The organism is Caballeronia catudaia (genome assembly GCF_001544755.2).
Lineage (GTDB): Bacteria > Pseudomonadota > Gammaproteobacteria > Burkholderiales > Burkholderiaceae > Caballeronia > Caballeronia catudaia.
The window spans coordinates 161,044-176,618 of the sequence record NZ_FCOF02000011.1; the positions used below are offsets into that span (position 1 = coordinate 161,044).

Genomic DNA, 15,575 nt, shown 5'->3' on the forward strand with positions numbered 1-15,575 from the left:
GTTGGATCAGCTCACTTTTCGGTCCCGCCGCTCGCGTTCTTCGTCTCGCCGAGCGACGCCTCCTGCGCGCCCGATGCGGGTTTATCGACGACCCGGACATTCGAATCCGCACCGACACGGATCGCGCCATCGACGACCACGCGTTCGCCCGCTTGCAGCCCGCTCGTGATGAACCAGTTGTCGCCGTGCCATTCGCCTACTTCGACGACGCGCTGATGCGCCTTCGACTGCTGATCCAGCACCCAGACGAAATGGCTCTTCGCGCCCTGCAGGACGGCGCGCTGCGGCAGCAGAATCGCGTTGGGCCGGATCGCGCCCGCGACGCGCGCTTTCACGAACTGGCCGGGGCGCAGCGTGCCCTGCGGATTCGCGAACACCGCGCGCACGAGAAACGTGCCGGTCTCCGTGCTGAATGCGGGATTCGTGAAGTCGATGTGGCCGGTCTGCGGATAGACCGAGCCATCGGCCTGGATGACGGTCACGTCGAACTTGTTCTCGGGCGGAAACTTCAACTGGCCTTTCTGAATCTGCTCGCGATAGCCCAGCAATTCGTTCTCCGAGATGCTGAAGTTCACCCACATCGGGTCGAGCTGATACACGTAGGTGAGCAGGCCCGATTGTGTCGGCGTCACGTAACTGCCTTCCTGCACGCGCGCGAAGCTCGACAGCCCTTTCAACGGCGAACGGATGGTCGTGTAGCTGAGATTCAGCTCGGCGGTCTGCACTTCGCCTTTCGCCGCGATGACGGCGGCCTCGGCGCTCTTTTCGTTGCCGATGGCGTCGTCGAGATCCTTCTTGCTCAACGCGTTCATCGCGGCGAGCGGCTTCACGCGCGCAAGGTTCTGCTGCGTGACGAGGAGCCGCGCCTGCTGTTGCGCGAGTGAGCCCTTCGCGGTCTGCAGCGCGGCCTCGAACGGGCGCTTGTCCATGATGAACATGATCTGGCCCGCCGGAACGAGCGCGCCTTCGGTGTACATGCGCTTTTCCAGAAAGCCGTCGACGCGCGCGCGGATTTCCACTTCGCGCGAGCTTTGTGTCTGCGCGGTGAATTCGAAATCGACGGGCGTGGATTGCGCGGCGACGGTCACCACGGTGACATCGACCGGTGGCTTCGCCGCTTCGGGAGGCGGCTTCTTGCACGCGGCGAGCGAGAGCGACGCGATCGCGGCCGCTGCGATGAAGCGCAGTGCGCGCATCGAGCGCGACGGATGAGCGAACGAGCAGCAGTCCAGCATCTGTTCCGACACGAACGCCATAGGCGCCTCCCTCTTGGGATGGCCGATCGTTGAAGAGCGAGCGCGCGTGCAGGGCGCCTCGCCACGACATGCTCGCGCGGGACAGGACTTCGACGATGTCAACGAGCGCGAAGAGCGCGAGCCTGATGCTTTTGATCTGTCGTAGCTGCCTCCGGTTTTGACGGTCGATTTCTAACGAGAGAGCTGCTCATGCTTCGCAGTCGCTTCGACGTGACGTGCGTGACGAAACTACTAATAGCCGAACTCGGCTGAAAACGCCATAGCGTTTAATGCCATTTCTACTGAACGCCGGGACGGAATGCGCAGCAATTGCTGAACTGCCGCAAAGGTATGGATGGCTTATGAGTGCGCAGATTCATCGTTTCGATTCGTGAAACGATGAAGGCGAATCTAGATGGTTTCGGATTCGTCATGCGCGGCTGATCGGCCCGAAGCGATCAGCCGTCCACATCATAAATGCCCGAACAAGGCCCGCGGCCGATCCTTCAACGTGCCCGCCAGCATCCTCAATCCGCTGACGAGTTGATCGCGGCTTTCCGCACAAGCGAGATTGATCCGCACGCCATGCTCGATTTCCGATCTGTCCACGGCAAACGCCGACGACGGCATCACCACCACGCCGCGCGCCTTCGCGTTTGCCGCGAAATCGTCCGCGCGCCACGGCAGTGGAAGCTTCAGCCACACGAACATGCATGCGGGATCGGACTGCAAAAACTCCTGCGGCAACAGCTCGCGCGCGAGATCGTGCCGCGCGCGAATCTCCGCCTGCTGCGCATTCATGATGTGCTGCGCGGTGCCGTCTTCCATCCAGACGGCCGCGATCAGCATGGACAGCGGCGCGGGCATCCATGCCGTCGTGCGCACGGCCTCCGCACAAAGCGCGGCCGTGTCCTGCGGGCTCGACAGATAGCCGAGCCGCAAGCCGGGCGCGAGGATCTTCGAAGTCGCCGCGATATGAAACGTCAGCTCGGGACAGAGGCTCGCGATCGTCGGCAGACGCTGCGCGACGAGCGGGCCGTAGACATCGTCCTCGATGATCGCCACGCCATGCCGGCGCGCCACCGCGACGAGCGCCATGCGCCGCTCGAGGCTCATCGTCGTGACCGTGGGATTCTGCAGATTCGGCACCGTGAAAATGGCCTTCACGGGCACGCGCTTGCACACGCGCTCGATCTCTTCGACGAGCAGGCCGTCGCGATCGCTCGGAATGCCCACGATCTCGAACTGGAACACGGGCGCGAGCGCCTTCAGCCCGTAGTACGTGAGCTGGTCCGCGAGGATCACGCCATCCGTGCCGATCAGACTGTTGAGCACCGCATACAGCCCATGCTGCGCGCCGCTCGTGACGACGACCTGATCGGCGGTCGGCGCGAAGCCCGGCGCGCTCATCCAGCGCGCTCCCGCCGCGCGCGCCCACGACGGCCCTTGCGGCGGCTGATATTCCTGCAATTGCGCGAAGCGCGGATCGCGCGGCAGCTCGGCCATCGTGCGCGCGAGGCACTTGAGATATTCGCCGGTGGCGGGCCGGTTCACGGTCAGATCGATGACGTTGCTGCCCGCGCTCGCGGGCGGCGTTTCGACGCTCGGCATCGCGCCGCCGGTCACGAGCGAGCCGCGCCGCTTGCTGCCGATCACGAGGCCGCGCAACTGCAGTTCCTTGTACGCGCGCGAAACCGTTGACACGTTGATGCCCAGTTCGCTCGCCAGTTGCCGCTGCGGCGGCAAACGGCTGCCGGGCGGATAGATGCCGCTGCGAATCTCCTTTTCGATGGAGCTGGACACCTCGATATACGTCGATCGCTTCGTCGCGCCGTCGGCGTCGCCATTTGCGGCCAGCGTCCGATCCTTGTCAGAAGCCATGAAACTCTGTCTCCATACAAAGCATGCTTTGTCCGCGATTTGTGCGGAAGTTTGCCGATTCTAACTCAGAGTCGGCGTCGTGCAAGGCTTGCTTGGGCTATGCAAGACGCGCTCCAGCGCCGACTTAGGGAAAATCCCGGGGCCACACAATGACACTTTTAATTGCACACAAAAAATTCTTGTGTGATTCTAGATTCAGAGTTTGTCTGGTGTGCGTCTGATTTTGCGTCGGCCGTGCTTCCGATTCATCCGCTCTTTGTTCGCGAGCCTCGCGAAAACCGGCTTGCATGAAAGGGGCATGACTGATGTCGAATGTGGCGATCATCGGCGCGGGTTTCATCGGCATGGCGAGCGCGGCCTGGCTCATGCGCGACGGTCACGCGGTCACGTTGTTCGATCCGTCGGGCGTGGCGCAGGGCGCGTCGTTCGGCAATGCGGGCACGTTCGCGCCGTATGGATGCGTGCCGGTGAACAATCCATCCGTGTTCCGCGATATTCCGCGCTTTCTGCTCTCGGGCGACAGCCCGTTCAGATTGCGCTGGAGCTATCTGCCGCAGCTCGCGCCGTGGCTCGCGCGCTTTCTGATGAGCTCGCGGCGCGCGAACTACGAAGCGAGCGCGAAGGCTTTGGCCGCGCTGTTATCGCGTGCGCAGGAAGGTTATGCGCCGCTCTTCTCCGATGACGGATTGCAAAGCTTCATCCGGCCGCGCGAATGTCTGTATCTGTATTCGAACGCCGCTTCGTTCGATGCATCGCGCGATTCGCTCGCACTGCGCGAACGACTCGGCGTCGGCTTCGACGTGCTCGATAGCGGCGCGATCCGCGAACTGGAGCCGCAGCTCGCGCCGATCTTCGAGCGCGGCGTGCTGTTTCGCGATAGCTGGCATTTCAGCGATCCGGCCGGCTTTCTTCATGCGTTATACGAACGGCTGGCGGCGCGCGGCGCGAAGCTCGAACGCGTGAAAGTCGATGCGATCGAACCGGGCGCGCAAGGCGTGTCATTGCGCACGAACGGCGATGCGCGTCGCTTCGATCATGTGGTGCTGGCAACCGGCGCGCGTTCGCGCGAGTTCGCGCATCAATGTGGCGACGACGTTCCGCTCGATACCGAACGCGGCTATCACGTGCGCTACGCCTCGGCATCGCATTTGATCTCGCGGCCGTGCGGCTGGGCGGAACGCGGCTTCTACATGACGCCGATGAGCGACGGCATTCGCGTCGCGGGCACGGTCGAGCTTGCGGGCTTTACCGAAGAGCGCAATCGCGCACTGCTCGATCTCGTCACGGTGTCGTCGAAGCGCGCGTTGCCCGCGCTCGGCGCACCCGATCGCGAATGGCTTGGCTTTCGCCCCACGCTGCCCGATGGCGTGCCGGTGATCGGCGCATCGAAGGCGAGTGAGCGGGTGATCTACGCGTTCGGGCATCAGCACCTTGGTTTGACGCTCGCGGGCGTGAGCGGGCGCATCGTGGCCGATCTAATCGCGCGGCGCGCACCGCCGCTCGATCTCGCGAGTTATCGCGCGTCGCGTTTTCAATGAGGAGCATGAACATGAACCGCCGCATCATTCTTTCAGGCATCACCGCAGCCGTGCTTGCCGCGTATCTGCCGATGTCGTGGGCCGCCGATCCGGAAGTCGTCAGGATCGCATTCGTCGGACCGTTGACGGGGCCGGTCGCGCGTGTCGGCAAGGACTTGCAGTACGGCGCGCAACTCGCCATCGACGAAGAGAACGCGAAGCATCCGACCGTGGGCGGCAAGCCCGTCAAGTTCGAGCTCGAGGTCTACGACGATCAGGCCGACCCGCGCACGGCGATCCAGGTCGCGCAGAAAGCGGTGGATAGCGGCGTCGTCGGCGTGATCGGGCATTACAACTCGGGTTGCAGCATCCCGGCCTCCGCCGTGTATCACCAGGCGAATGTCGCGATGATCACGCCTGGCTCGACGAATCCGCAACTCACGAAGCAGGGCTTCAAGAACGTGTTCCGCACGATGGGCCATGACGGTGTGGGCGGCGTGGTCGCGGGGCGCTTCGTCGTCGATCAGATGAAGCCGAAGCGTATCGGCATCATCGACGATCGCACGGCCTTCGGACAAGGTCTCGCCGATGCGTTCGAGAAAGGCGTGAAGGAAGCGAACGGCAAGGTCGTCGCGCGTGAATACACGAACGACAAGGCCGTGGATTTCCGCGCGATCCTCACGACCATGAAAAGCCAGAATGTCGATCTGCTCTTTTTCGGCGGGCTCGACGAACAAGGCGCGATGCTCGTCAAGCAGATGCGTTCGCTCGGCATGACGACGCAACTCTTCGGCGCGGGCGCGTTGAAGAGCAATGCGTTCCTGAAGATCGCGGGCACGTCGGGCAACGGCACGCAGGATCTCGAGCCCGGCCCCGCGCTCGACAAGCTGCCTTCCGCGCAGGAGTTCGGCAAGCGCTACAAGGCCCGATTCAATCAGGATGTCGAACTGTATGCACCCTTTGCCTACGATGCCACGCTCGCTATGATCAAGGCGATCCACGACGCGAACTCGCTCGATCGCGGCAAGATCGTGGAGGCGCTCGCGAAGGTCGACGTGACGGGCGTAACGGGCAAGATATCGTTCGATCCGTACGGCGATCTGATCAAGCCGCCTTATACGCTCTTTCAGGTGGAACAGGGGCAATGGAAGAGCCTGAGAACGGTGGGCGGAAGCGGCGTATGAGTTACACGGAAAGCATCGGCGTTCGCACGTATCGCTTCGACGATCTGAAAACGCTGCTTGCGAAAGCGAGCCCGAAGCGTTCGGGCGACGAACTCGCGGGCGTCGCCGCCGCGACCGAAGAAGAGCGCGCGGTGGCGAAAATGGCGCTGGCCGCCGTGCCGCTTCGCGCGTTTCTCGAAGAAGCGCTGATCGCTTATGAAGACGACGAAGTCACGCGCCTCATCATCGACGAGCATTCTAAGGACGCATTCGCCGCCGTGTCGCATCTCACGGTCGGCGAGTTCCGCGAGTGGCTGCTCGCGGATTCGACCGATACCGCGGCGCTCGTCGCGGTATCGAAAGGCTTGACGCCCGAGATGGTCGCGGCCGTATCGAAGCTGATGCGCAATCAGGATCTCATCCTTGCCGCGAAGAAGCGCCCGGTCGTCACGCGCTTTCGGAACACCGTGGGCTTGCCGGGACGTATGTCGGTGCGTCTGCAGCCGAATCATCCGACGGACGATGTGCAGGGCATCGCCGCATCGATGATCGATGGCCTGATGTACGGCTGCGGCGACGCGATGATCGGCATCAATCCCGCGTCGGACTCGCCGCAAGCCATCGGCAAGCTGCTCGCGATGATGGACGCGTTCCGCGAGCGCTACGACGTGCCGACGCAAACCTGCGTGCTCACGCACGTGACGAACACGCTCGCGGCGATGGAGCAAGGCGCGCCGGTCGATCTCGTGTTTCAGTCGATTGCGGGCACGGAGCGCGCGAATGCGTCGTTCGGCATATCGCTCGCGCTGTTGCAGGAAGCGTATGAAGCGGGCTTGTCGCTGAAGCGCGGGACCATCGGCGACAACCTCATGTACTTCGAAACGGGGCAGGGCAGCGCGTTGTCGGCGAATGCGCACCACGGCGTCGATCAGCAGACTTGCGAGGCGCGCGCCTATGCGGTCGCGCGCAAGTTCGATCCGTTTCTCGTGAATACGGTTGTCGGTTTCATCGGCCCGGAATATCTCTACGACGGGAAGCAGATCATTCGCGCCGGTCTCGAAGATCATTTCTGCGCGAAGCTGCTCGGCGTGCCGATGGGTTGCGACGTTTGCTACACGAATCACGCGCAAGCCGATCAGGACGACATGGATAACCTGCTGACGCTGCTCGGCGCGGCGAACGTGAACTTCATCATGGGCGTGCCCGGCGCCGACGATGTGATGCTGAACTATCAGAGCACGTCTTTTCACGATGCGCTATATGTGCGCGAAGTGCTTGGATTGAAGCGCGCACCGGAGTTCGAAGCATGGTTGCGCGCCATCCAGATCACGAATGCGCAAGGCGTGCTTCAGGAGCAGGCCCAATGGCCCGCGCTCATCGACTGGATGAGGGTGTGATGAGCGTGAACCCGAATAGATGGGAAGCGCTGCGCCGCTTCACCGATGCGCGCATCGCGCTCGGACGGGCGGGCAGCAGCGTCCCGACCGGGCCGCTGCTCGCGTTCACGCTCGCGCATGCACAGGCGCGCGATGCGGTTCATCGGCCGCTCGATGTCGATGCGTTGCGCGGCGAGTTGACATCGAAGGGCTATGCGAGCGTCGCGGTGGAGAGCGCGGCGAGCGCGCGCGATGTCTATTTGCGGCGTCCCGATCTCGGCCGCAGATTGAGCGAGGACAGCGCGACGCGCCTCGAAGCGCATGCGAAGGGCGCGGACCTCGTGTTCGTCATCGCCGATGGTTTGTCTTCGAATGCCGCAGCCACGCACGCGCTGCCGCTCATCGACAGGACGATCGCGCGGCTCGATGGATGGCGCATCGGTCCCGTCGTCGTGGCAACGCAGGCGCGCGTCGCGCTCGGCGATGGCATCGGCGCGATACTGAAGGCGCGCATGGTGGCGGTGCTGATCGGCGAAAGGCCGGGCCTCAGCTCGCCAGCGAGTCTCGGCGTGTATGTCACGTACGATCCCCTGCAAGGCCGCAGCGATGCCGAGCGCAATTGCATATCCAACGTGCGGCCTGAAGGACTCGCTTACGACGCGGCCGCGTTCAAGCTGGCTTATCTGCTGAACGAAGCGCGCGTGCGCAAGCTGACCGGCATCGGCCTCAAAGACGACAGCGCGATGGCCATTGCACAGCGAACGACCGATCGGCTATCGAACGAATAGCCTTCGATGCTTCGCGTAAACCCCGCCACAATAAAACGCATCACGTAAGAAACGGGTAAGCGGACGCTCTTACCTTAGTCTCCAGCGCATCGCATGCGCGACAGCATTGCATGATGTCCCCGCTCGGGGATTTCCCTTAATTCTATGGTTCGCCGAACGCTCGCGCTTGCGCGGACGGGCGCCTTCGCACGCAGAGAAAAGACCTTCATGCAGGAGACGGAAATGGATCTCAGGATCGTGGAAAAAATCAGATCGAGCGCCACGTATGGCGAACTCGTGCGCAAGCGCTCGAAGCTCGGCTGGACGCTGACGGCGCTCGTATTGATCGTGTACTACGGCTACGTGCTGCTGATTGCATTCGACAAGGAGCTGCTCGCCGCGAAGATCGGTTCGGGCGTGATGACCTGGGGCATGCCGATCGGCCTCTTCGTGATCGTCTTCACGGTCGTCATCACCGGTCTCTACGTGCGGCATGCGAACAGCACGTACGACGAACTCACCGACAAGATCAAGCGGGAGGCCGCATGAAGGCGCAACGTTTTCTCGCGGGGGGCGCGCTTTTCGCGGCTTCCGCCAGCGCTTTTGCAGCGGGCGGCGATCTCGGTCAGGCCGTCAAGCAGCCGACCAACTGGACGGCGATCTGCATGTTCATCGCGTTCGTGATCGCGACGCTCTTCATCACCAAATGGGCGGCAAAGAAGACGCGCTCTGCCGCGGAGTTCTATACGGCGGGCGGCGGCATCACCGGTTTTCAGAACGGTCTCGCGATCGCGGGCGACTTCATGTCGGCGGCCTCGTTTCTCGGCATTTCCGCGGCGGTCTATAGCAACGGCTATGACGGCCTGATCTATTCGATCGGCTTTCTCGTCGGCTGGCCCATCATCACGTTCCTGATGGCGGAGCGCCTGCGCAATCTCGGCCGCTTCACCTTCGCCGATGTCGCCGCGTACCGCTTCAAGCAGACACCGATCCGCGCGTTCGCGGCGTCGGGCACGCTCGTCGTCGTGGCGTTCTATCTGATCGCACAGATGGTCGGCGCGGGCCAGCTCATCAAGCTCCTGTTCGGCCTCGAATACTGGATCGCGGTGGTGATCGTCGGCGCGCTGATGATGGTGTACGTGCTCTTCGGCGGCATGACCGCGACGACGTGGGTGCAGATCATCAAGGCGTGCCTGCTGCTCGCGGGCGCTTCGTTCATGGCGTTCATGGTGCTGTGGCAGTTCCACTTCAGCCCCGAGGCGCTCTTTGCGAAAGCCGTCGACGTGCACGAGAAGAAGGCGTCGATCATGGGTCCGGGCAACTTCATCAAGGACCCGATCTCGGCGATCTCCTTCGGCATCGCGCTGATGTTCGGCACGGCTGGCCTGCCGCACATCCTGATGCGCTTTTTCACGGTGCCCAACGCGAAGGAAGCGCGCAAGTCGGTGTTCTGGGCGACGACGTGGATCGGCTACTTCTACATTCTCACGTTCATCATCGGCTTCGGCGCGATCGTGCTGGTGAGCACCAACCCGGTCTTCAAGGACGCAAGCGGCAAGCTGCTCGGCGGCACGAACATGGCGGCGGTGCATCTCGCGAGCGCGGTCGGCGGCAACGTGTTCCTCGGCTTCATCTCGGCGGTTGCGTTCGCCACGATTCTCGCGGTCGTCGCGGGTCTCACGCTCGCGGGCGCGTCGGCGGTGTCGCACGATCTGTACGCGACCGTGTTCAAGAAGGGCAAGGCGTCGAGCAAGAGCGAACTGAAGGTGTCCCGCGTGACGACGATCGTGCTCGGCATCGTCGCGGTCGTGCTCGGCATCGTGTTCGAGAAGCAGAACATCGCGTTCATGGTGTCGCTTGCCTTCGCAGTGGCCGCATCGGCCAATTTCCCGGTGCTCTTCATGTCCGTGCTGTGGCGCGGGTGCACGACGCGCGGCGCGGCGGTCGGCGGTTTTCTCGGCCTGCTTTCGGCGGTCGTGATGACGGTGCTGTCGAAGGCCGTGTGGGTCGACGTGTTCCACTACGCGAGTGCGCCGTTCCCGTATGCATCGCCCGCGCTGTTTTCGATGGCCATCGGCTTCCTCGGCATCTGGCTCTTCTCGGTGACCGACAAATCGGCGCGCGCGCGCATCGACAAGGCCGGTTTCGAGGCGCAGACCGTGCGCTCGGAAACGGGCATCGGCGCGGTGGAGGGCGCGAGTCATTGACATGAAGGCGGCGGCGTTGCGCGCGCGGCGCCGCCGGACCATCGCCTGCGCGACATGCCGCAGCACTGATACGACAGCGAAGCCCAGCGTTATCGAATGGCCGAAAAAATGCGTTAAGCTCGATGCAACCGGAATGCACGAACGCATGGAGCGAGCCATGAAACTGCAGTGCCCGAGTCTTTTCGAGCAATCGGCGTATATCGGCGGCGCGTGGGCCGACAACACATCACTGCCGCGCGTGCCCGTCACTAATCCATCGACGGGAGAAGTCCTCGGCAGCGTGCCGCAAGTCACGCCGGAACAGGTGGCCGAAGCGATCGAATGCGCGAACGCGGCCTTGCAGGACTGGCGGAGCTGGAGCAGCCGCGAGCGCGCATCGGTTCTGCGCGAGTGGGGGCGTCTCGTCGAACATCATCGCGACGATCTCGCCATCATCCTTTGCAGCGAGCAAGGCAAGCCGCTTCACGAAGCGCGTTCCGAAATCACGCAGGCCGCGAACTATCTGGACTGGTTCGCGGAGGAGGCGCGACGCATCTATGGCGATAACATTCCCGCGCCACGCCGTAACCAGCGCATCCGTGTGCTGCATCAGCCGATAGGCGTGTGCGGCGCGATCACGTCATGGACCTTTCCGTCGTCGATGGTCGCGCGGCGGGTCGGCGCGGCGCTCGCGGCGGGCTGCACGGTCGTTCATCATCCCGATCCCCGGACACCCTTTTCGGCGCTCGCGCTGTGCGTGCTCGGCGAGAATGCCGGCTTGCCGCGCGGCGTGCTCTCCGTGCTGACGGGCGAGGGCGAGCCGATCCGGAGCACGCTGCTCGCGAGTCCCGATGTGAGGAAGGTGTCGTTCACCGGTTCCATCGACGAAGGCAAGCGGCTGATGACCTTGTGCGCGCCTACGGTCAAGAAGATGTCGCTCGAACTGGGCGCGAACTGTCCTTTCATCGTGTTCGGCGATGCGGACATCGACCTGGCTGTCAAAGGCGCGCTCGATGCGCGGTTTCGTCACTCGGGCCAGGCCGCGATGTGTGCGAACCGTTTCTTCGTGCATGAAGACGTGTATGAAAGTTTCGTCGCGAAACTCGTCTCGCGCGTCGCGTTGCTGAGGGTGAGCGACGGGCTGGACGAGGGCGCCCAGATCGGGCCGCTCATCAGCGAGGCGGCGGTGGCGCACGTCGAAAGTCTCGTCGATGAAGCGGTGAAGCTCGGCGCGACGGTCGCGGCTGGCGGCTCGCGCGTCGCGCCCGGATCGCGCTTTTACAGGCCGACGGTGCTGACGGGCGTCGATTCGTCGATGAGCGTGTGCGGCGACGAAGTGCTCGGTCCGATTGCGAGCGTGCTCCAGTTCAGAGACGAGGACGACGTCATCACACTCGCGAACGACACACGCACCGGGCTTGCCGCTTACTTCTACACGGCGGACATCAGCCGCGCGTTCAGGGTGATGGAGGCGCTGGAATGCGGCGTCGTCGGCGTGAACGACAGCCTCGTGTTCAACGAGGTCGCGCCGTTCGGCGGGATCAAGGAATCGGGGATGGGGCGCGAAGGGGCGTCGTCGGGCGTCGAGGAGTATCTGGAAGCGAAGTATGTTTGCTTTGGAAATCTGGAGGGGTAGGGGTGCGTCACTCCGGCGGCCGCACCACCAGAATCGGCAAATGACTATGCGTCAACACCTTCTGCGTTTCGCTTCCAAGCAACAGCCCGCGAATCCCGCCGTGTCCATGTGACGCCATCACGATGAGATCGCAGTGCCGCGCCTTCGCGGCGTCCAGAATTGCCTCGTATGGATGCGCGCCGGTGGGCGCTTCCGTATCGCATTCCACGCCTGCCTCGGCGGCGATCGACCGCAAGCCGTCGAGATACTGCTCGGCGCGCGCCCTGTCGACCGACTGCAAATCATCCTGAGGCGCGCCCACCATCTCGGCGCTATAAACGGTCATATGAAACGGCCGCACCATGTAAAGACCGGTGATGCGCGCGCCGTTTTCCTTGGCTAGTGCGACCGCCATGCGTACCGCTGCTTCGGATAGCGCGGAGCCGTCTGTAGGAACGAGCAGATGCCTGAACATGATGACGTCCTCCGGTCCTCTGCGGACAAGAGAGAAACACGCGAACCGACAATCTCAGTATAGGCGAGCTAACGCCCCATCGCGGCCACGGCTTCCTCGTCCAGGCGCACGGTCATCACGGGCGCTTCCGGCCCAACGTGCGATAACTTCATCAGTCGCGGCTGCAGCAGCAGCGCAACGAGCCCGCTCCATCCCGTCTGATGCGAAGCGCCGACACCGCGCCCGTTGTCGCCATGAAAATACTCGTGAAAGAGGATGAGATCCTGCGAGCGCGGGTCCGCCTGCAATTGCGGATACGCGGCCATCACCGGGCGCTTGCCTTGCGCATCTTTCGTGAAGAGCGTGGTGATGCGCCGCGAAAGATCGTCGGCGATCTCGCTCAGGCAAAGCGATTTGCCCGATCCCGTCGGATGCTCGACGCGAAATTCATCGCCGTAATAGCGATGAAACTCGTAAAGCGATTCGATCAGCAAATAATTCACGGGCATCCATATCGGTCCGCGCCAGTTCGAATTGCCGCCGAACACGCGCGAGTCCGATTCCGCGGGCAAATACCGGATACGGACGTGCACGCCTTCGTGATCGAACACATACGGCGTACCGCAATGCACGCGCGACAACGCCCGCACGCCATAGTCCGACAGGAATTCACTCTGATCGAGCGTGCGGCGCAGCAGCGCTTTCATTCGATGCCCGCGCAACAGTGACAGCAATGTCGTATTGCCCTTGCCGGGCTCGGTCCAGCGCGATACGAGCTTCGCCAGATTCGGACGATGATCCAGAAACCACGCGAGCCGTTCGCGCAGTCCGGGCAGATCGCCATAGACGCGCTCTTCGAGCACGTGAACGGCGAAGAGCGGAATCAGCCCGACGATCGAACGAATGCGCATGGGCACGCGCGTGCCGTTCGGAAGATGCAGCGAGTCATAGAAGAACTCGTCCTGCTTATCCCAAAGGCCCGTGTTGCAGCCTTCGCCGCAACTGACCGCTTCGGCGATATACAGAAAGTGCTCGAAGAACTTCACCGCGATCTCGACATACGATTCGTTCGTCATCGCGAGTTCGAGGCCGATCTGCATCAGATCGAGCGCATACGAGGCCATCCATGCGGTGCCATCGGCCTGATCGATGCGCCCGCCCGTGGGCAGCGGTTGCGAGCGGTCGAAGATGCCGATGTTGTCGAGTCCGAGAAAGCCGCCCTGAAAGATGTTGCGATCGTCGGCGTCCTTGCGGTTGACCCACCACGCGAAATTGAGCAGCAGCTTGTGGAACATCACTTCGAGGAACGCGTGATCGCCGATGCCTGTCATCTCGCGATCGAGCTCGTACACGCGCCATGTCGCCCATGCGTGAACCGGCGGATTGGCGTCGCCGAAGGCCCATTCATACGCGGGCAATTGGCCGTTCGGATGCATATAGCGCTCTTTGACGAGCAACATCAGCTGCTTCTTCGCGAAGTCGGGATCGATGGTCGCGAACGCCACCGCATGAAACGCGAGGTCCCACGACGCGTACCACGGGTATTCCCATTTGTCCGGCATCGACACGATGTCGCCGTTGCACATGTGGCGCCAGTCCGCATTGCGTCCGTGGCGGCGGCCTTTCGGCGGCGTGGGCTGGCCCGGATCGCCGTCGTGCCAGCGCGTGACGTCGAACTGGTAATACTGCTTCGTCCATAACATGCCGGCGAGCGCCTGGCGTTGCACGAGGCGCGCGTCTTCATCGGCGATATCGTGTTGCAGTGTCGAGTAGAACTCGTCGGCCTCCGCCGCGCGACGCGCGACGAGCTGTTCCATGTCGAGCGGCGGATCGTTCGACACGGACGCGGGACGCCAGCGCAGATACATCACCGAGCGTTCATGAGGCGCGAGTTCCAGGCGCACACGTGCCGCGCCGCGTGTGCCGCGATCGCGGCGGATCGCCTGTTCATCGCCTTCGACGAGATAGTCGTTGAAGCCGTCCTTGAACGGTCCCGCGCCCTCCATGCCGAAGAGGCGACGAACGTTCGTTTCGTTTTCGCAGAAGATCCATTCGATCGGCGCCTGCGCCGCGGCCGTGACGATCACGGTGCCGGACGAGGGATTGTGCGCGACCACCCGCGCGCCTTCTCGCGCATCCTGCTCCAGCGTCAGCGATGGCTTGCCCCATTTGCTCGACCATGTCCATCGGTTGCGCGCCCAGAACTGGGGCAGCACATCGAGCGTCGCGCTTTCATTCGCGCGGTTTTCGACGGTGACCCGCATCACGATGTCATCCGGCGTGTGCTTCGCATACTCGACGCAGATATCGAAGTAGCGGTATTCGTCGAACACGCCCGTGTCGAGCACTTCGTACTCCGGCAGTTCGGGGCTGCGCCGCCTGTTCTCGTCGATGAGCTGCTGGTACGGATACGCGTCGTGCGGGTATTTGTACAGCATCTTCATGTAGGAATGCGTCGGCGTGCCGTCGAGATAGAAGTACAGCTCCTTCACATCCTCGCCGTGATTGCCTTGCTCGTTCGTCAGCCCGAAGAGCCGCTCCTTGATGATCGGATCGCGCCCGTTCCACAGCGCGAGCGACACACACCAGTCGAGCGGATCGTTGCCGAAGCCGGCGATGCCGTCCTCGCCCCAGCGATACATGCGGCTACGCGCATGGTCGTGCGGAAAATAGTCCCAGGCGGTGCCGTATTCGCTGTAATCCTCGCGGACCGTGCCCCATTGACGTTCGCTCAGATACGGTCCCCAGCGGCGCCAGTGGTCGAGCTCGGCCCCGTGCAGGCGGGCGCCTTCTTTCGTTTGCAGCAGATGGATTGCGCGTAGCGGTGGCATGCAACCTCCGGTCCGGGATGACCATCCATTACGTTCGATGCGCGGTCTTCCGATGATAAGCGCCATTGCATCGATTCGGGAACGCGGATTTTAGCCGTGACATCCAAGCCGGTATCCGCAACCAAAGCCCGAAGATTCGCATGAAACGAATTCATATCGCATGCGCCGTGGCGCTCGCCCTCGCGAGCGTCGCGCCTTATGCGATGCGGGCAAGCTCGCCGAGTTGAAGACGAAATCGAAGGACCTCAAGGCGTTCGCGCAGCAGATGGTCACCGATCATAGCGGCGTCAACAAGGCCGCAACCGATCTCGTGAAGAAGCTCAACGTGACACCCGAAGATAACCCCACGGCACAAAGCCTCAAGCAGGGCGCCGACAGCGAATTTCACACCGCGATGCTCAGCCCCGAAGCCGGTGTGAACAGTACGCTCGTGCTGAGTTGCATCGAACAGAACGGGCCGGGGCATTGAGATGTTCCAGCATCATTACGGCGCGATCAATGACATCGCGTCATCAATCACATAACCAGGAAGCCATTTTTTCGCATCGGT

11 protein-coding genes and 1 pseudogene are annotated in these 15,575 nt (G+C 62.8%); 8 read left to right on the plus strand and 4 right to left on the minus strand.

The window, feature by feature from the left end; all coding sequences use genetic code 11:
• Positions 1-11: 11 nt before the first annotated feature.
• Positions 12-1,256 (minus strand): efflux RND transporter periplasmic adaptor subunit, encoded by a 1,245-nt coding sequence (locus AWB75_RS14995; RefSeq protein WP_087086627.1) that lies wholly within the window; start codon positions 1,254-1,256, stop codon positions 12-14.
• Between the two features lie 450 nt (positions 1,257-1,706).
• On the minus strand, positions 1,707-3,116 hold the full coding sequence (locus AWB75_RS15000) for an aminotransferase-like domain-containing protein (RefSeq protein ID WP_061124862.1): 1,410 nt from the start codon (positions 3,114-3,116) through the stop codon (positions 1,707-1,709).
• A gap of 305 nt (positions 3,117-3,421) precedes the next feature.
• Here AWB75_RS15000 and AWB75_RS15005 point away from each other — a divergent pair, with 305 nt between their 5' ends.
• The 7 genes from AWB75_RS15005 (at position 3,422) to AWB75_RS15035 (ending at position 11,761) form a co-directional block, all read left to right on the plus strand.
• Entirely contained in the window at positions 3,422-4,654 is a 1,233-nt protein-coding gene (locus tag AWB75_RS15005; protein ID WP_061124863.1) for an NAD(P)/FAD-dependent oxidoreductase, read from the plus strand.
• Between the two features lie 11 nt (positions 4,655-4,665).
• Positions 4,666-5,817, plus strand: coding sequence for a branched-chain amino acid ABC transporter substrate-binding protein (locus AWB75_RS15010; RefSeq protein WP_061124905.1), 1,152 nt, complete (start codon positions 4,666-4,668; stop codon positions 5,815-5,817).
• Complete coding sequence (locus AWB75_RS15015) at positions 5,814-7,193, plus strand: ethanolamine ammonia-lyase subunit EutB (protein WP_061124864.1); 1,380 nt, start codon at positions 5,814-5,816, stop codon at positions 7,191-7,193. Before AWB75_RS15010 ends, AWB75_RS15015 begins: the two co-directional genes overlap by 4 nt.
• A complete protein-coding gene (gene eutC / locus AWB75_RS15020) occupies positions 7,193-7,960 on the plus strand; it encodes an ethanolamine ammonia-lyase subunit EutC (RefSeq protein ID WP_061124865.1) in 768 nt (255 codons plus the stop codon). Before AWB75_RS15015 ends, eutC begins: the two co-directional genes overlap by 1 nt.
• Positions 7,961-8,182: 222 nt before the next feature.
• Entirely contained in the window at positions 8,183-8,488 is a 306-nt protein-coding gene (locus AWB75_RS15025) for a DUF485 domain-containing protein (protein WP_061124906.1), read from the plus strand.
• Positions 8,485-10,146: a cation acetate symporter gene (locus AWB75_RS15030; protein WP_061124866.1), complete on the plus strand. Its 1,662-nt coding sequence runs from the start codon at positions 8,485-8,487 to the stop codon at positions 10,144-10,146. The genes AWB75_RS15025 and AWB75_RS15030 overlap by 4 nt, the downstream gene beginning before the upstream one ends.
• 157 nt (positions 10,147-10,303) lie before the next feature.
• Positions 10,304-11,761 carry an NAD-dependent succinate-semialdehyde dehydrogenase gene (locus AWB75_RS15035; protein WP_061124907.1) on the plus strand — a complete coding sequence of 486 codons (1,458 nt, stop codon included), beginning with the start codon at positions 10,304-10,306 and terminating at the stop codon, positions 11,759-11,761.
• Positions 11,762-11,768: 7 nt separating this feature from the next.
• On the opposite strand, the gene AWB75_RS15040 is transcribed toward AWB75_RS15035, so the two are convergent.
• A complete protein-coding gene (locus AWB75_RS15040) occupies positions 11,769-12,215 on the minus strand; it encodes a universal stress protein (protein WP_061124867.1) in 447 nt (148 codons plus the stop codon).
• A 68-nt stretch (positions 12,216-12,283) separates the two neighbouring features.
• A complete protein-coding gene (locus tag AWB75_RS15045) occupies positions 12,284-15,025 on the minus strand; it encodes an MGH1-like glycoside hydrolase domain-containing protein (RefSeq protein WP_061124868.1) in 2,742 nt (913 codons plus the stop codon).
• Between the two features lie 202 nt (positions 15,026-15,227).
• On the opposite strand from AWB75_RS15045, the pseudogene AWB75_RS15050 reads away from it, so the two are divergent.
• Positions 15,228-15,494, plus strand: a pseudogene (locus tag AWB75_RS15050) (DUF4142 domain-containing protein); the annotation flags it as partial.
• Between the last annotated feature and the right edge of the window lie 81 nt (positions 15,495-15,575).